This is a genomic window from Erythrobacter insulae, from assembly GCF_007004095.1.
Taxonomy (GTDB): Bacteria; Pseudomonadota; Alphaproteobacteria; order Sphingomonadales; family Sphingomonadaceae; genus Erythrobacter; species Erythrobacter insulae.
The window spans coordinates 757356-774512 of the sequence record NZ_VHJK01000001.1 but is presented as its reverse complement, the minus strand read 5'-3'; the positions used below and the strand labels follow the sequence as shown (position 1 = coordinate 774512).

Annotated in this window: 10 protein-coding genes and 1 pseudogene; 3 read left to right on the top strand and 8 right to left on the bottom strand. The window is 56.1% G+C overall.

The genetic code is table 11. The annotated features are described in order from the left end of the window. The first annotated feature begins 161 nt into the window (after positions 1 to 161). A complete protein-coding gene (locus FGU71_RS03690) occupies positions 162 to 2372 on the top strand; it encodes a CHAT domain-containing protein (RefSeq protein WP_142787304.1) in 2211 nt (736 codons plus the stop codon). Between the two features lie 296 nt (positions 2373 to 2668). On the opposite strand, the gene FGU71_RS03685 is transcribed toward FGU71_RS03690, so the two are convergent. Together FGU71_RS03685 and FGU71_RS03680 are read right to left on the bottom strand one after the other, a co-directional pair. Continuing rightward, a complete protein-coding gene (locus tag FGU71_RS03685) occupies positions 2669 to 3469 on the bottom strand; it encodes an AbiJ-NTD4 domain-containing protein (protein WP_142787303.1) in 801 nt (266 codons plus the stop codon). Between the two features lie 8 nt (positions 3470 to 3477). Next, positions 3478 to 4680, bottom strand: a complete 1203-nt coding sequence (locus FGU71_RS03680; RefSeq protein ID WP_142787302.1) for a hypothetical protein — start codon at positions 4678 to 4680, stop codon at positions 3478 to 3480. 253 nt (positions 4681 to 4933) lie between these two features. On the opposite strand from FGU71_RS03680, the gene FGU71_RS14175 reads away from it, so the two are divergent. Both FGU71_RS14175 and FGU71_RS14170 read left to right on the top strand, forming a co-directional pair. Then, the gene (locus tag FGU71_RS14175) at positions 4934 to 7069 is read left to right on the top strand and encodes a class I SAM-dependent DNA methyltransferase (protein ID WP_199799160.1); all 2136 of its coding nucleotides are present in this window, start codon (positions 4934 to 4936) and stop codon (positions 7067 to 7069) included. Beyond that, positions 7048 to 8583 carry a DNA methyltransferase family protein gene (locus tag FGU71_RS14170; RefSeq protein ID WP_199799159.1) on the top strand — a complete coding sequence of 512 codons (1536 nt, stop codon included), beginning with the start codon at positions 7048 to 7050 and terminating at the stop codon, positions 8581 to 8583. Before FGU71_RS14175 ends, FGU71_RS14170 begins: the two co-directional genes overlap by 22 nt. A gap of 1175 nt (positions 8584 to 9758) precedes the next feature. Here FGU71_RS14170 and FGU71_RS14330 read toward each other — a convergent pair. The 6 genes and pseudogenes from FGU71_RS14330 to nirB all read right to left on the bottom strand — a co-directional run bounded on the left by FGU71_RS14330 (position 9759) and on the right by nirB (position 17150). After that, positions 9759 to 10186 (bottom strand): annotated as a pseudogene (locus tag FGU71_RS14330) (hypothetical protein). Between the two features lie 114 nt (positions 10187 to 10300). Then, positions 10301 to 10891 (bottom strand): molybdenum cofactor guanylyltransferase, encoded by a 591-nt coding sequence (gene mobA / locus FGU71_RS03665; RefSeq protein ID WP_142787301.1) that lies wholly within the window; start codon positions 10889 to 10891, stop codon positions 10301 to 10303. A gap of 38 nt (positions 10892 to 10929) precedes the next feature. Continuing rightward, the gene (gene cobA, locus FGU71_RS03660) at positions 10930 to 11718 is read right to left on the bottom strand and encodes a uroporphyrinogen-III C-methyltransferase (RefSeq protein WP_142787300.1); all 789 of its coding nucleotides are present in this window, start codon (positions 11716 to 11718) and stop codon (positions 10930 to 10932) included. Next, positions 11715 to 14279: a nitrate reductase gene (locus FGU71_RS03655; protein WP_142787299.1), complete on the bottom strand. Its 2565-nt coding sequence runs from the start codon at positions 14277 to 14279 to the stop codon at positions 11715 to 11717. The genes cobA and FGU71_RS03655 overlap by 4 nt, the downstream gene beginning before the upstream one ends. A 10-nt stretch (positions 14280 to 14289) precedes the next feature. Then, positions 14290 to 14634, bottom strand: coding sequence for a nitrite reductase small subunit NirD (gene nirD / locus FGU71_RS03650; RefSeq protein WP_142787298.1), 345 nt, complete (start codon positions 14632 to 14634; stop codon positions 14290 to 14292). Continuing rightward, complete coding sequence (gene nirB, locus FGU71_RS03645; RefSeq protein WP_142787297.1) at positions 14631 to 17150, bottom strand: nitrite reductase large subunit NirB; 2520 nt, start codon at positions 17148 to 17150, stop codon at positions 14631 to 14633. The genes nirD and nirB overlap by 4 nt, the downstream gene beginning before the upstream one ends. Positions 17151 to 17157: the final 7 nt, after the last annotated feature.

Sequence of the window (17157 nt, the reverse complement as noted above, 5' to 3'; positions counted from 1 at the left end):
GCCAACTAAAGCTAGTACGGTTTCGCCAATCAGCTAAAACGCAATTTTTTATCTCACTGAACCTGCTAGTCGGTACTCGCTCGGCCGTCAGGAGCTTGTCGCGATCGATACTGAGGTGGTTTCATAGTTCCGTCGGTTCTTAATCTCTAATAGGTTGATTTGTGTTCCCCGATCCTTTGCGCATCAATTATCTCGTCGTTCTCGGGGACGATACCCTTGAAGACGCTTCGCCCTTCCAAGGCTTCGGCGAGAGTTGGCCGGAGATGATTTGGGCGCTTGACCTGCTCGCATCACTGCCGGCCGATGTCCTCGAGCCGTCTCATCCTCTCGAAGGTGTGATAGCGCAGCGGATGGGCGGTATGCGCCACCTCCTATGGTCGCCGTTGAGCATCTCCCCGCTGGAGCGATTGACGCAGGCTGATCTTGGGCTGTTTGTTGTGGTTTTCTCAGGAGAGGCGACGATTACCAGCAGAGTGGCATGTTGGGCGGCGACATTCGGCAAGTCTATACTGCACGTATCGTCTGACGGTGGCGGGGGCTCGATTGCGGTTGGCAAATTCGATCTGAAAGTCCTCAAGGCCTATTGCGAAACCATCATGGAGGAGCGCGGCGACGAGTTGTCCTCGGCGCGCCGCGATGCCGTCACCGCGGCCTTGCCGGATTGGAAAGAGCCTGCACCGGAAACGATTGCGATGAAGGCCTGGGCTCACAATATCACCCTCCCCAATCACATGGTGCTTGCCCGTGCCCAGCTTAAACCCAGTGAGCCGGAACCTTTCATAGGCTCCAGCGAGGCCGAGTACACCCGGGTAATCGGGGAAAGTGTTCGCGAGGTCGAGGCGCTACGCGAACGAATTGGCGTTCGCGATTTTCATCGCATGTCACTCCTCCATCCTCCTCTATTTCTGGTTGAGCCTGCTCTTTACCGTCATGCCTATGCCAGGGTACGCCCTTCCTCCAATTCGAGCGGCGCTGCCTTCAGTGCGCTTCGCATTCTTCAACGGCAGAAAAGGCTCCACAACGAAGTCGAAGAAAAGCTCGGCCAAGCTATTATCGATTCGCCAGAGGCTCAGCGGGTTTTCGCAGTGCGAAGAAAGGACTTGGCGGTGTTTACCGCCGCCGTGGGGCTCAGGGCTGCACAGACTACTTCTTCGGTCATGCGCCTTTCGCCCGGCGTCAACCACGTATATCAGCGGCTCGGCAATTTTGCTCGTAACGTTCGGGCTACCAGCCCCGCAGCACGGATTAAGACCCCCAGGCTCTTCGCGGGGGTACAATCAGAGCTTCTGGAGGCGGTCGGCTCCGAGCGAATCGATCTCATCGAGGAAATCGGTGGAGCGCTAAAGATTGTAAGCGATGCCCCGGTGGAATGGCTCCCCGTCCGCCACCTACCTCTCATGCTACGTTATCAATGCTCAAGGATATGCGCGACGCCGGGAAATGTATTGCTCGGCCAGCTTGCAACTAGCGAGCCCATCACGCTTAGGCCCGAAGACATCAATCGCGTACTCGTTGTGTCGTCCTTCGAGCCCGATGATCCATTACGCAATCTCTTGATCGGTTCGATTGGCGCGGTAACGCAAGGTCTTGAAAGCAAGATCGAACTTCGCTTCGAAACGGTGTCATCACGCTCGGAGCTTATCGACGCGCTAAACGCATCGGACGCGTCGATCCTCATTTTCGATGGGCATGGCAATGGCAACTCCGAGACCGGCGTCGCAACCTTGCGGATTGGCAAGGAGGATGTCGACGTGTGGCAGCTGCGCGGTGAAGCGCGCATCCCGCCTGTGGTCATTTTGAGCGCCTGCGATACCCATGGGGTCGATACGACATCGCATGCGACCGTCGGCAACGGATTGCTCGCAGCGGGTGCCCTGACGGTCCTGGCGACCCTTTTGCCGGTCGATGGGCGCGCGTCGGCGTCCTTTATCGCGCGGCTCATCTACCGTCTCGCTGATTTCATTCCGGCCGCACTTTCCGCGCGCAAAAGAGCACTCAATTGGACCGAGATCATCGCGGGGATGCAGCAAATGACCCTCGCATCAGAGATTCTCGACGCGCTCGTCGGATCTATCGTCGACGAAACCACGCCACGGGCGGCCCTTCAGACGGAAGTGAACCTTCATATCAATACCGGCAATAGCGAATGGTTCGAATGGTTGCTGAGCCAAATAGCCGACCATCGGGGGGAGACCCTCGCGAAGGTCATCAGCCGTGCGCAAGCCGTGATCGCCCGGTCGGAGGCGATCCGCTATGTACAGCTTGGCAATTCCGAAAATATCCTGATCGACGATGGATCGATCGCTGCCCAGTTCTATCCGCCTGAGCTTCGTGAGCTCGTTGAAAATGGTATGACCAGAAAATCAGATTAATCGTACAATGAGATCCATCGCGGGGAACGATGGTTCCTGATCAACAACGACGAGTTGCGGCTGCAGTGCGAGGCTTAATGGGCAGACGCTCATGTGACCTAAACTCCGGCGAACCTTGGAGGTTCGTTCAATGAAATTCGAGCTGCGACGGTGATATCCAGTCGGTATCGTCCTGTGCTTTCACTAGTTCGCTATTGGCTTAGCGAAACGACCCACGCTGGGCTGGTTGCAGATTTACGTTTTCCGAGAGCTGACGTCCGCATTGCTGCATTAGCAATCACCTGTGCAAGCGAATGCTAACGGCGGGCTGAATGCCGCAAAAGATATACGCTGACGGCGGACGCGACGGTGACCACCAGTTCTGCCTCTTTGAAGCTGGGTTCGCGGCCTTCCTGGATATGGCGCCCCTGTTCGGAGGCGAAGCCCCAAAGGCGATGGAGCGCACCATCGAGCGGCGGCGGGACGGTGAGCCGCTTGATAATCTGGCCAAGCGTATCGGAGCTCCCGTCGATCTCGCGCGCAACGCATTCAAGCGATGCCATCGCATGCTGGATCGCGCCGGTAACGTCTGCCGCTGGCCGGCGCGAAATGTCCCTGAGTGCTTCGCGGATTTCGTTCGCGGCGGTCGGCGTGCCGGCCTCGCGCATGATGGCGACGGCATCCCGTGTCGCTAATGAGAAGGCTTCCGAACCGCGAAAGATTATGCGACCCTCTTTCATCTGCCAACCGATGCCGTGCTCGCGAAAGACCTGAGTCAGGCGGCGCGCATAATCCGCCTGTTTGGTGCCCGAAGAATTGTCTCGCATTAGTTTGGCATGGATGCGCTCGGCGATGTCATATATCTGGTACCATGGCGCTTCATCGACCAGCCGATGAACCTCGTTTTCGATGTTCCCAGGAGACCAGTTGTTTGGATCTGGGCGCTTTAACAAAACCTCGCAGATTATGTCTCGCAGAGCGCCCGGTCCCATGCCGGCGGCATAGCCGAGCATTAGCACAGCGGCGCGAACCTCCTCTGGGGCGTCCTCCCGGGTGACGATCTCGGCGTCGCCGCCGTGGAGGCCGTGTCGTTCGGAAAAAGAGTCTGAGTCTGTCATGCCTGCCTTCAGTCTTCTTCGTCCCGGAGCGCTGGACAGATATCGAACAAGATCTTCGTCATGAGCAGATTCCAAAGGCCCCTTGCTGCTTTGACGACATCAACATTCCCCTTGGATGCGTTCAGATGGCTTGAGCCATTGAGCCTGTAAGTCGAGGAACCCGGCTTTGCATCCTTAAGAGTCAAGGAGAGGCGGTCGAAGCCGAGCGTCTTCACGTTATAGTTGAGCCGCATCCAAAGGTATTTTTCGGCCACCGCGCCGGGATCGAAATCGCTGGCGAGGCGGATCGCTTCGTCCTTCACGGCCTGCGACAGATCGACGAAGCGTTCGAGCTGGCCGACCGCCTCGAGTGCCGCTATCCGCGTATCATGTTGGTCGAGCGCCTCGACGAGGTAGGGCCAGTCGAGGTCGACTTTACGCGTGGCGAAGGTCAAACCGTCTCTATAGGTTCGGCCGCTTCGGTATTCCTCGAGCTTTTCTCGTTCCACGAGGGCAACCCGCGGATCGGGCTCCTGCATGATTTTATCAATGATTGTAAGCCCCTCCTCGATCTCGTAGGTCAGCCATTTGAGATGTTCTCGATATTCGAGATAGGTCTTCGCGATGTCCGTTTGATCGTTGGGTATCGGCAGTTTGTACCGATAAGCTATGTCATCCAATGTGATCTTATAGAGCGGGATATTGACGCGATCGTAGAAGTGGAGCGATTGCGTGAGCGTGCGAGCAGTGATGGCATGCTCGATCCGATCGAGCGCCTGCCGGCGATGCTGGTCGACCCGGAACTTGTCGGCTAGTGCCTTCTTGCCGACAACGAAACGGGGCGACTTCTCGACCGTTTGGTCGAGTGTCTGCTTCATCTGCTCTGCGGACAACATGAAGATCTTTGCCTCATCGATCGCACCGACGTGTAACACGGCGAAGAAACCATCCAGCGCGAAGCCTTGTTCGTCGAGGACATAGTTCCGCGGGATGTGATGAACGGTCTTGGTGTCTTGAAAATATTTGGCTTGGACGACGCCGATGTTGGGTGGCGTGCGGTCGGTGAAACGTGAGCCAAGCGAGCGTGGCTGCACCAGGAAATCGGCGCCGTCGATGTCGACCGAACGTTCGAGCACCCAGAAGCGGTCAAGCAAGAAGGCCTTAGTCCGCGCCTCCCCCACTGAGCCGTTTTGCATGATTTTGAGCCACGGCGGTTGATCCAAAAAGTCCATGAAGATTCCTTAGCCGCGGCAGCGGAGCGCGCAACAGCCGAAAGTATCTCAATGACAAGTAGCTGTATCTTACCGAGACCCGTCGTCACCTTTTCGGCTTACAGGCGACTGTCACGCAATTCGCAATCACCATCATTAGGACGCCCAGCAGACGGAAACATACTCCAGCAAGAGTTACGCCCGCCCCAGGGCTAACCCGCAAGCTCGACTAATCTGTTGCGCTCACAATTACATGCCGGCATCACTCATATCTATGGTCGAAACCAACCAATCAGCACTCAAGGCACTTATATCAGAAGCCAAGGAATCTGGTGGCTCTGAGCTTGCAAATTATCAAACTTTCGTTTCCGACTTGGCCCGTGCGCTTGGGGCTGATCGCCCTGCGATGGCCAAGGAAGAAAACCGGCTCAATGACTATGTTTATGAGCGCCAGGTCACATTCAGGCATCCCAACGGCTCAACCAGTTCCGGCCGTATAGATTGCTACAAGCGGGACTGCTTCATTCTGGAGGCAAAACAGTCCGCCAAGCGGCAGAAAGAGCGGGCCTCAGAGCAACTCGAATTAGCAGGCATCGAGACTACCCAGAAACTTGGACAGGCCAAGCGCGGGACCAAGACTTGGGACAAGATCATGGTCGCGGCCAAGAAGCAGGCTGAAGGCTATGCGCGAGCCCTTCCTGATGATCACAATTATCCGCCCTTCTTGCTAATTGCAGACATCGGAAATGTGATTGAAGTCTATGCCGATTTCTCAGGACAAGGGCGGAACTACGCTCATTTCCCTGATCGCCAGTCTTTCCGTTTGTCGATGGATGATTTGCTCGATGAAGAGGTGCAAGAACGACTTCGGGCAATTTGGACCGATCCACAAAGCCTCGACCCTACAAGAATCTCGGCAGTTGTAACTGAAGACATCGCCAAGCGTCTGGCCAAGATCGCCAAAAACTTGGAGCGAAAGGGCGATCATCACCCAAAGGCGATCGCAGAATTTCTGATGCGTTGTCTCTTTACGATGTTTGCCGAAGACGTGCGGCTCATCCCGCCCAAACTAGGAGAAGACCGCAAACCGTTTGAGGCGATGCTTGAACGCATGATCGATGCCCCAGAGGCTTTTACTCCGGCACTTGAGAGCCTTTGGCGGACGATGGATGAGGGCGGCTTCCATTCCGGTCTTGAGCAGTCCCTGAAGCGCTTTAATGGCGAACTGTTTCGTGATTGCCAGGCGCTGGACCTCGATCCTGACGATATTCGGGAATTGTGGTTGGCCGCCCGCAAGGAATGGCGCGATGTCGAGCCTGCAATTTTCGGAACACTGCTTGAACGAGCGCTTGATAGTCGAGAGCGCGGCAAACTTGGGGCGCACTTTACTCCGCGCGTTTATGTTGAGCGTCTTGTGATCCCCACAATCATCGAGCCATTAAGGGCTGATTGGAGTGAGGCTCAGGCTCTGGCACAAGACTGCCTAAGTCAGAAAGACGAGCGAGGCGCGTTGCGGGCAGTGCAAGCCTTTCATCGCCAACTTTGCTCTACAAGAGTGTTGGACCCCGCGTGCGGTACAGGCAACTTTCTGTATGTCGCATTCGAATTAATGAAGAAGCTCGAAGGAGAGGTGCTCGAAGCGATTGAGAACCTCGGTGGGCAACCCAGCAAGATCAGTGATCACCCTGAATACTGGACTACAGGAAAGAGGGCGCAGCGGGCGCAGGGTCGTTTCACAGTCGATCCAGGGCAATTTTTTGGGCTTGAGATTAATCCCCGTGCGGTGCCGATCGCGGATCTCGTGTTGTGGATTGGCTATCTCAAATGGCAGATCCGTACCTTCGGTGGGGCGTCTGAACTCAGTGAACCGATCCTTGATGCCTATGGCACCATCAAGGAACAGGATGCCATTCTCGCTTTCGACAAGCAGGAATTGCTGCGCAACGAGGATGGCACGCCGATGACGCGGTGGGATGGGGAGACGATGAAGCTCCATCCTATCACTGGCGAGCAAATCCCTGATCCCGATGCGCAGGTGGAACTGCATAGATACGAAAACCCGCGCCGCGCCGAATGGCCGGAAGTGGAATTCATCGTCGGGAACCCGCCCTTTATCGGGGGTAAGGATATGCGCGCCGAACTGGGCGATGGCTATGCCGAGGCGGCATGGAAAGCGCGCAAGGGTGTGCCGGGCGGGGCCGATTTCGTGATGCATTTCTGGGATGAGGCGGCAACACGCTTGCTCGCGAAGCCGCCTGCGAAGGCGAAAGGCGAGAACCCGCTGCGCCGTTTCGGCTTTATCACAACCAATTCGATCACCCAGACATTCAGCCGCCGGGTGGTGGAAAAGCATATGACGCGAAGCTGCCGCTATCGCTGGTCTATGCCGTGCCCGATCACCCGTGGGTGAAGGGCAGCGAGCGCGCGGCCGTACGGATTGCCATGACTGTGGCTGTGCGCGGCGAGCGTCCCGGCAAGCTGGCCAAAGTGGCGCATGAGAGCGAGCTCAATAGCGATACACCTAATGTGCAGTTGGAGAGCGATGAGGGGAAGATTACTGCGAACCTGAGGCTTGGTGCCGATGTAAGCAAAGTGGTCGCTCTCATATCGAATGAGGATGTCTCTAGTCCGGGCGTGAAATTGCATGGCTCAGGTTTTATCGTTGAGCCAAAGACTGCGGCTAACCTTGGGTTGGGTAGAATCGACAGCCTTGATCGACATATCGTTCGTTATCGAAATGGCCGGGACATCGGGCAGCGGCCGAGAGGTGTCATGGTTATCGATTTATTCGGATTGTCGATCGACGAAGTCCAGAGCAAGTTCCCAGCCGTCTACCAACACATTCTGGAAACTGTGAAACCGGAGAGAGACCAAAACAATCGTGAGTCATACCGAAAAAATTGGTGGGTTTTTGGAGAAGCTCGGTCGGCATTCAGGCCGGCATTAAAGGGTTTGGATCGGTACATCGCGACAATTGAAACAGCGGCTCAAAGGTTCTTCCAGTTCCTCGAACACGATACTCTGCCGGATAATATGCTTGTTAATGTCGCGATTTCGCGAGGCGCCCATCTTGCCACGCTGTCTTCGCGGGCGCACTGGGAGTGGGTAAAGGCGAACGCCTCCTCAATGGGAGCATTCGTCGGCCCTGCTCGTTGGACGAAGACCCGCTGCTTCGATCCCTTCCCTTTCCCAACTCTTACTGACGCCCAATCCGCTAGGCTCGACGGTCTTGGCGAGCGCCTCGATGCCTTCCGTAAAGAACGCCTCACCGAGCACGACTTCCTCACCATGACGGACATGTACAATGTGCTCGAACGCCTGCGCGAGCTGGAGGGGGGCGCGGAGGTCGAGCCATTGGCGCAAAAGGAAAAGGACATCCATGAGGCCGGGTTGATATCCGTGCTCAAGGACATCCATGACGAAATCGACCGCGAAGTCTTTGCGGCCTATGGCTGGGAAGACCTGGGCGAGCGGCTGGTCGGGCGGCCCGGCGCGACCACACCTACCTCGCACAAGAGCGAGGACCAGGAGGAAGCCGAGGAGGAATTGCTCACCCGGCTTGTCGCACTCAATCAGGAACGCGCGGCGGAGGAAAAGCGCGGGCTTGTCCGCTGGCTGCGCCCCAATTTCCAGATTCCGCGCCTTGGCCACAAGGTTTCCGGCAGCGAGCAGGTGGAGGCCGACCTTGGCGAAGCCGTGCTGATCGAAGAACGTCAATGGCCTGCCGATGGCCTCGAACAAATCCGCACCGTGCGCGATGTGCTCGCCGAAGCCGAAGCGCCGCTGCCCGCCGAAGCGCTCGCAACCCTGTTCAAGGGCCGCACCACCGCCAAGCGTAAAGCGCGGGTCACCGAAGTGCTCCAAACGCTGGTGGCGACAGGGGCTGCGCGCGAAGCGGAAAGCGGATTTTTCTTGCCTAGCTAATCTAGAGTCCCAGAGCGTCCCACGTGGTTTCAGCGCGTCCCTCTGGGGCCCAGGTCGTCCCACGAGGGGTCAGGGTCCTTCTAGAGAAGACTCATACGGCACGGGTGGCGCTGAGCGCGGAATCTGAGTGTTTTCAATTTTTCGCATATAGGCACAGAATTGTCCCTAATCGGCTTTCCGGCTGCGATCCGGTACGTCATTGAAATTGTTGCGAAAGTTACAGGTGAACAAGGCATCAAAATTCTTGTTGCGCAATAAGCCACTGAAATCATTGCAGGAGTTACAGGCGAACAAGAGTACAAGAATTATAGGGAAAGTTGTCGTACTAGAAAGCTACGCTGAAAACAGTGGATGAGACCGGCGCGAGAAAGCACACGAGGGGCGTGATATGACTGCGTAATGGGGAAATAGCTGTACTCTTGTTCGCACCCCAAAAAGAGTCAATTAAAACAATGCATTAGGCCGTACAGGTCCCTATCAGACATCTTGTTCGGCTGTACAGTTGTTTAAATTCAGATACTTAAGGCTGCCATGGCTTCTAAATGTTGGGTAAACGATCCCAATTCTTGTTCGCGCATTTGCTGAAAATGGAATTTTGGTGACCAAGAACGCGATCTTGCGATTCTAATTGGTTGGCGACTCACTATTTTCACATTTCCAAAATTTCTGCTTGTGAGACAGTCTTTGACATTGATGTGGTTCATTTCAAAAATCGCGCGAAGAAACCATTGCCTCTCCAATCGTTGGGTATTCTGTTGGTGAATTGACCGAAGAATTTCGGTACGCCACTGATTCTAATATTAAAACCAGAGGCCTCTTGATCCTCTTCTGGCACCATTTTCATGTTCGCTAGTATATGCGTACAGGTGAGAAATGCACGGGAATCTGAGATGAATTACTCCGAGGCGTTCGGGGATATTCGTGTGTGTTCGCCAAACATCACTTGTCTCAGGGGACATCAGAGGGGGTATATGCCCCCAAATGCTCGTGCTTGGCAAAACGTGGTGCCCCCAAATTTTGCTAAGGGACATGGAAATCAGAGCGCTGGGGCCGCGTGAGAAGAACTGCCGAAAGGCAGGCGGTGATGGTCTCTACGTCAAAGTCTTTCCCAACGGTTCAAAGCTGTGGCGCAGCTATCCCTTACCTGCTTTCAGCTTAACCCATCAGGTTTGCTACTAAGCCAGTGCGGTTAAGCAGGCGGCTTGGTTAGTCTGGCGGTCTGTAAGATGGCGTGAGGAAATGAAGTGCTTTTGGACGTTGGCGTGGACTGAAGCGAATCTCTATAACGACTTCATCTGTCGAAGCCTGAGCATCGCTCGTTCTCGTGCTCGGAATTGTAGATGACTGTTTGTCCATCGGTTGTTGAGCCAGCGGCCCATTCCCACGCTCTTGAGGACCTCGGCTTTCTGATCCACCAATGCCTGATGGTCTCGTGCAAAATGTCGATCCCTCGCTTCGCAATCAGGTGCTCGACATTCCTCAAGCACAAGGGGATGCGCACATACATCATCACGACCCGGCGGATGATATCCGGCGACGAGTTGAACCATCGAAATGGACTGCGGGTTTCTTGGGTCGGGGCATTGTCTCCGCTCCAACCCAAGCGCTTCTTGGGCCAAAGCCCAATGGATCAGTTTTCAGCGGCCGAACGTTCAAAGCAGCACGGCAAATCACAATCCAATTTTCAGTCATGCAATTTCGCAGGACACAGAAGCGGTTAGAAATGCCGTGCAGCCAATGCCAAATCCTCGCGAGTATTGATATTCCAGAATGGATCAACCAAACCGGAGTCAGTCGAGAAATCAACCACTTCGGCGTTGCAGTTTTCAGCCCAACTGTGCGAGGAATGACGTCCTGAAGCTAAGTGCCGCCTAAGATCGTCATGTAGAGAGCAATTCCAAAGCCCGTTCACCGGATGCCAGCGCTCGCCCGACATCGCAATGGAAGGGATCGTGGCTGATGAAAGTGCATGGATGAAGTTCTCAGGAAGGAAGGGTAAATCCACAGCGATTGTTGCGACGCATCCGTAGTTGGCCTCGCTCGCCCAACGCAAAGCTGTGAGTATTCCCGTGAGTGGGCCCTGTCCCTTGCAGTAACGGTCTTCAACAATAGGTAGGCCGAAGCTGGAGAAGTCACTTCGATCGTTGGTGTTAATGGCGATAGGGCCTGAGCTTTGTCGTGAAACTCGATCAAGAACATGACTGATCAAAGGTTTGCCACCTAAGTCAGCGAGCGCCTTGTTCGATCCGAACCGCTCTGACGATCCACCAGCGAGGACGCATATCGGAGTACTTGGTAAAGCTTTCATAAGCTTACTTTCTCAAAGACTGCACGCAGTGCAAGCTCTTAATTGGCGCTAGAGCCAAGCGTTTCCTTCACATTCTCCATAGCTTTTTCGCGCCTTTCTGAGCACCGCATCGCTTCTCCGATCAAAATGATAGCCGGTCCATTGCCAAGCGCAGTGCGGGCTACGAGCGGGAGCATGTTCAACTTTGTGGGGAAGTGCAGCTCTGAAGACAGGCTGACATCCTGCACTACTACGACCGGTGTGTCTGGTCCGAGGCCCGCTGTGATAAGCCCGCGCGCAATGTGAGGGGCAGCCCCCTTTCCCATATATACCGCGATCGTCGCCTCAGGATCGGCTAGCGACTGCCAGTTCAAATCCGGCAATGCGCCATTTCGAGTGTGGGCTGTTACAAACGTCAAACGCCGAGCAAGGCCGCGCGTTGTCAGCGATGCTGTGAGGCTGGCTGCCGCCGCGCTGGCAGTCGTCACACCCGCGCAAATTTGGACGGCTACCCCTGCCGCACGGCACGCATCAGTCTCCTCATTCGCCCTGCCAAAGATAGTCGGATCGCCGCCTTTCAAACGGGCCACGCGTTTTCCGTTGAGTGCAGCTTTGACGATCAAATCGCAGATCATTGGCTGCGGGACAGAGTGACGGCCCGCTCGTTTACCGACCGGTTGCAGCTCAATATGCCCAGGAAGCATATCAAGAATCTGTTGGCTCACCAGCGCATCATAAAAGACGATATCCGCCGCATAAAGCAAGCGTTCTGCCTTGCGTGTGAGCAACTCAGGATCGCCCGGGCCTGCACCAATCAACCATACACTGCCTGACGGAAAGTCTGTCATTCTGCCGCTTCCTTGAGGTTCTCTGTGAGGCTCTCGATCATGCGCGCCAGTTCCGGGCGACACGAGCCGCAATTGGTCCCCGCACGCGTGCATTGCCCTATTGCAGGCAGACTCTGTGCACCATCAACAATTGCGCGCTCGATTTCGTGCTGGCCGACTTCATGGCATACGCAAACAACCGGGCCTTGATCCACTATCGCCCCGCGTGGGCGCGCCGCGAGCAGTGCAACGGGATCTTCGACGCGCTTACCAAGCTGCGCTGCGACCCATTCCCGTTTGGGGAGATCGCCCGCCCGGGTAGAGAAAAGCGCTGCCATCAGCGCGCCCTTATTGTCGTACACTGCCACCCGCTGCATACCTGCGCGTGCGAAGCTGACTTCGCTCACCGCTCCTTCTGGTAAAAGCTTAGCAAGATCAGTCTGCGCAAAACAAGCAAGCTCATAAAGCCAACCGCCCGACACGCGGCTCTGCACCCAGTAATCGGCGAGCGAGGCGTCCAATGGGTCACGCGAAACCAGAAATCCTCGCCGCTCAACCTGAAGGCGTTTCAGATTTGCGGGCTCGTCTTTGAAGCCGGGTTGGCCCGATATAGGATCGGTTTGAGGACTGGCTAGCCGTCCTGTTCGGCCAGAGCCTGCCATGATGTCGGTCCAATGCATCGGAATGCATAACGCTCCGGGCTGGACGCTCTTTGTCACAGCGGCACGAAAGATGCTCTCGCCCTGCTCGGTTGAGACACGGCAAAGATCACCATCGTTAATCTCAAGCGCTTGAGCATCTTTGGAGTGAATCTCTACCAGCGGCTCGCGGCGATGAATGGCAAGTTTGGGGCTATGGCCGGTGCGCGTCATCGTGTGCCACTGATCGCGATAGCGTGCGGTGTTGAGGCGGAACGGACGCTCTTTCTCGAAAGCCTTAATTAAAGGGGGGGTAACCGCAATCAGACGCGGTTTGCCTGATGGCGTTGAGGCGCCGCTGGCCAATGGATAATCCCCACCCCAACGAAACGGTTCCATTGCTTCATATTGGGCATCCGAGCGATGGGACCACGCCGTCATGTTAAGCTTTTGTCCGAATTCTACCGATAGCTGCGTCATCGCGGCATATTCGCGAAAAACGCTAGCGTTAGTCGGGAAATCGAACGCTGCACCGTGACCCATCGCGTGCGCCACGTCGCGTACAATTTGCCAATCGGCACAGGCTTCACCCGGTGCAGCGAACAAAGCCCGCTGGCGGCTTACCATCCGTTCCGAATTGGTAACGGTGCCGTCTTTCTCACCCCATCCAAGCGCAGGCAGCAATATGTGCGCAAATCGACCTGTATCCGTGTCAGCCATCACGTCCGAAACGACAACAGTGGGGCATTTGGCCAAAGCCTCTCGCACACGCCCCGCATTGGGCAGGGAAACGGCTGGATTGGTAGCCATCACCCACAGAAACTTGATCTTATCGCTATGAATCGCCTCGAACATGTCGATGGCTTTGAGGCCCGGCCCGCAGCAAAGCCGATCTGTCTTCCAAAACTCCGCAACGCTTGCACGTTCTTGCTCGCCAAAACCAAGATGACAGGCGAGCATATTGGCAAGCCCGCCCACTTCTCGCCCGCCCATCGCATTGGGCTGCCCAGTGATGCTGAACGGCCCTGCGCCCCTGCGATTGATTTGCCCCGTGGCAAGGTGCAGGTTGATGATTGCGTTGCCTTTGTCCGTACCGCTGCGCGATTGGTTCGCGCCTTGGCTGAACACAGTGATGAGTCGCTCGGAAGAGGCGACCATGCTCGCTAGCTCAGCAAAGAGTTGGGACTCAATTCCGTGTTCTCGTGTGCGACTTTCGACAAAGCCTTCGGGTAGCTCGCAACGGGCCGCCACCTCAGCATAGTCCACATCCTGCGCAGCCAACAACGCGTTAAACAACGCGACATCTCCATCAGGCTTTACTGGGATATGTAGGTCTGCGCGTTCAGCCGTTTCTGTCCGGCGAGGGTCGATCACAACGAGCTTTGTCCCGTTGGCCTCGCGTGCGCGCTCAATCCGCTGCCAGATCACCGGGTGGCACCAGGCCGTGTTTGAGCCCACGAGCAAGATCACATCGGCATGGTCGAGATCACCATAAGTGAGAGGCACAATATCCTCGCCAAATGCACGGTTATGCGCTGCCACTGCGCTCGCCATGCAAAGCCGGGAATTGGTGTCGATATTGCCGCTGCCAACAAAGCCCTTCATCAGCTTGTTTGCGACGTAGTAGTCTTCGGTAAGCAATTGCCCAGAGACATAAAACGCAACGCTATCTGGGCCATGTTCATCAATGCAGGCCTGCATGCGAGCGGCGATGTCGGCGGTCGCCTTTTCCCAAGTGGCGCGCTCACCATCAATCATGGGATGCAGCAGCCGCCCTTCCAGCCCAACCGTTTCCCCAAGATGCGTGCCTTTTGAGCAAAGCGAGCCGCGATTGGCGGGATGCGCCTTGTCGCCTTCAATCTTGACCGACCGTTCCCCTGTTACCACAGCGCGAATGCCGCATCCGACACCGCAATACGCACAAGTAGTCTTGATCGCTCTCATCGGCTGGATCTCAGGCCCTTTGCTCGGCCAATATCACCGCCCGATCAAGCCAGATCAGCTCGTCTTCGACCTTAAGCGGAATGGTCGGCGTACAGCCTTCATCGTCACCCAGAGCTTCGCCGGAGCGGAGTGAAATGCGCCAATTGTGCAAGGGACACGAAACGCTGTCGCCATGGACAATGCCTTGGCTTAGCGGGCCACCTTTATGCGGACAGGAATTGACGAGCGCGTAAAAATCTCCGCCGATCGTATGAAAGACCGCGATCTCCGGTCCGCCATCAACTGGCACAGTGCCTGCCATACCCGGCTCAATTGCGTTTTTGGAGCAAACGCTCACCCAATCCGGCGCGTTCATTCCGCAGGCTCCACTTGCTTGATCGCGCCATCGGTGGGCGGGCCTGCACCAATACTGCCGACGTGGCTGTGTAGGTCAGAGCGCTCACCAGCCGCACGCTGCGCCCAGGGATCGTCCTGGCTGAAGCTTTGCGAATGGCGGAAACGTTCGGCCAGCGCGGGTACGGTCGCAGGATCATCGAACAATTGCGATTTCACCCATTCCAGACCCTTGCGCTCCACCCAAGGCGCGGTGCGTTCCAGATACCATGCATCTTCGCGGTAAAGCTGGATAAAGGCAGCGGAGAGCTCAAGCGCTTCCTCTTCGGTTTCGACGCGCCCAATCAGGTCGGTGACGCGCACCTTGATGCCGCCATTACCGCCGATATGGATTTCATAACCAGAATCGACACAGATCACGCCAAAGTCTTTGATCGTCGCCTCGGCACAGTTTCTTGGACAACCAGACACAGCCATTTTGAACTTATGCGGCATCCAACTGCCCCAGCTCATCTGTTCCAGCTTGATCCCAAGCCCGGTGGAATCCTGCGTTCCAAATCGGCACCATTCGGACCCCACGCAAGTTTTGACCGTGCGAAGCGACTTGCCGTAAGCGTGGCCTGACACCATGCCAGCGGCATTGAGATCGGCCCAAACGGCAGGCAGGTCTTCCTTCTTGATGCCGAAGATGTCTAGTCTCTGCCCGCCGGTGACCTTCACCATGCGCGCATTGTATTTCTCGGTCACATCGGCAATCGCGCGCAGCTCACGCGGATTGGTAACACCACCCCACATGCGCGGGACAACCGAATAAGTGCCATCCTTCTGGATATTGGCATGGAGCCGCTCATTGACGAAGCGGCTTTTCTGATCGTCAATATATTCGCCCGGCCATGCGCAAAGCAGGTAGTAATTGAGCGCAGGGCGACATTTGGAGCAGCCATCAGGCGTCGACCAGTGCAGTTCCTGCATAACTTCTGGGATTGATTTGAACTCGCGTTCGACAATGGCTTCGCGAACATGATCGTGACCAAACGAAGTGCAGCCGCACATCGTGTTAGCGCTTTCCTCAACCTCGTCACCCAGTGTTAGTGCGAGCAAGCTCTCGACCAGGCTGGTGCATGATCCGCAGCTGGCAGACGCCTTGCATGTGGAGCGCACAGCATCGACGCTGTTTGCGCCATTATTGATGCATCCGACGACCTGAGCTTTTGATACGCCGTTGCAGCCGCAGATTTCTGCGTCGTCGGACAATGCTGCAACGGCGGCTTTAGGGTCCAGCGATACGCCGCCTGACGCAAAAGCCTGACCAAAGATCAACGCCTCACGGATTTCGGAGACGTCTTCCTCTTTCTTGAGGAGGTCAAAATACCAATTGCCGTCTTGGGTGTCGCCGTAAAGAACGGCGCCGATGACTTTGTTGTCTTTGACAACAACCCGTTTGTAGATCCCGCGAGAGGCATCGCGCATCACGATATCTTCGCAGTCCTCACCGCCGGAAAAGTCACCTGCTGAGAACAGGTCAACGCCGGAGACTTTAAGCTTGGTCGAGGTCACGGACCCCTTATATCCCTTGGGCTGTTCGGCCAATCTGGCCGCCAGTGAGCGGCACATATCCCAAAGTGGCGCGACAAGACCGTAGCAGGCACCGCGATGTTGAACGCATTCGCCCACAGCAAGGATGTTTGGGTCTGATGTGACCATATGGTCATCGACCACAATGCCGCGCTCAACGTTGATACCTGATGCTTTTGCCAAGGTGCCATTGGGCCGGATGCCAACCGCCATGACAACCAGATCAGCCTCAATCTCAGTGCCGTCTTTAAGCTTGACGCCGGCCACCTTGCCATCCGCTTCGACGATTTCACCTGTGTCCGCGCCGGTAAGGATGGTCATGCCCCGGCCTTCCAGCTCTGATTTGAGCAAGAAGCCTGCCGCTTCATCAAGCTGCCGCTCCATCAAGGTCGGCATCAGGTGCAAAACAGTCACTTCCATGCCGCGCAGGGATAGCCCATGCGCTGCCTCAAGCCCCAGCAGTCCGCCGCCGATCACGACGGCTTGCTTGCTGGTATTGGCCGCAGCCAGCATTGCTTCAACATCATCAAGATCGCGGAACGTGACGACGCCGCCCAAATCCTTGCCGGGCACTGGAATGACGAACGGATCAGAGCCGGTTGCGATCAACAGTTTGTCAAAGCTCTCTATAACCCCGCCGCGCGATACGACTTGCTGTGCTTCCCGGTCGATATGGACCACGGGATCGCCTGCGATTAGCTTGATGGCATTGTCTGTGTACCAATCCTCGGAGTTAACGACGATCTCATCGAAGCTCCTCTCGCCTGCCAGAACCGAGGAGAGCATGATGCGGTTGTAATTTACGCGAGGCTCTGCGCCGAAAATCGTAATGGCAAAGCGATCCGGGCAAGCTGCAAGGATTTCCTCAACGGCACGGCATCCGGCCATACCATTGCCGATCACCACCAGCCGTTCTTTACCGGCCATTCTGCCCGATGCGTTTATAGTGCTCTGCGCGTTCATTTGCTGC

What these genes read in the sequence shown, in the direction of transcription:
- FGU71_RS03655 (WP_142787299.1), bottom strand. Translation starts at nt 14,279, where the DNA reads ATGAGAGCGATCAAGACTACTTGTGCGTATTGCGGTGTCGGATGCGGC.
- mobA (WP_142787301.1), bottom strand. Translation starts at nt 10,891, where the DNA reads ATGAAAGCTTTACCAAGTACTCCGATATGCGTCCTCGCTGGTGGATCG.
- nirB (WP_142787297.1), bottom strand. Translation starts at nt 17,150, where the DNA reads ATGAACGCGCAGAGCACTATAAACGCATCGGGCAGAATGGCCGGTAAA.
- FGU71_RS03680 (WP_142787302.1), bottom strand. Translation starts at nt 4,680, where the DNA reads ATGGACTTTTTGGATCAACCGCCGTGGCTCAAAATCATGCAAAACGGC.
- FGU71_RS14175 (WP_199799160.1), top strand. Translation starts at nt 4,934, where the DNA reads ATGGTCGAAACCAACCAATCAGCACTCAAGGCACTTATATCAGAAGCC.
- cobA (WP_142787300.1), bottom strand. Translation starts at nt 11,718, where the DNA reads ATGACAGACTTTCCGTCAGGCAGTGTATGGTTGATTGGTGCAGGCCCG.
- nirD (WP_142787298.1), bottom strand. Translation starts at nt 14,634, where the DNA reads ATGAACGCGCCGGATTGGGTGAGCGTTTGCTCCAAAAACGCAATTGAG.
- FGU71_RS03685 (WP_142787303.1), bottom strand. Translation starts at nt 3,469, where the DNA reads ATGACAGACTCAGACTCTTTTTCCGAACGACACGGCCTCCACGGCGGC.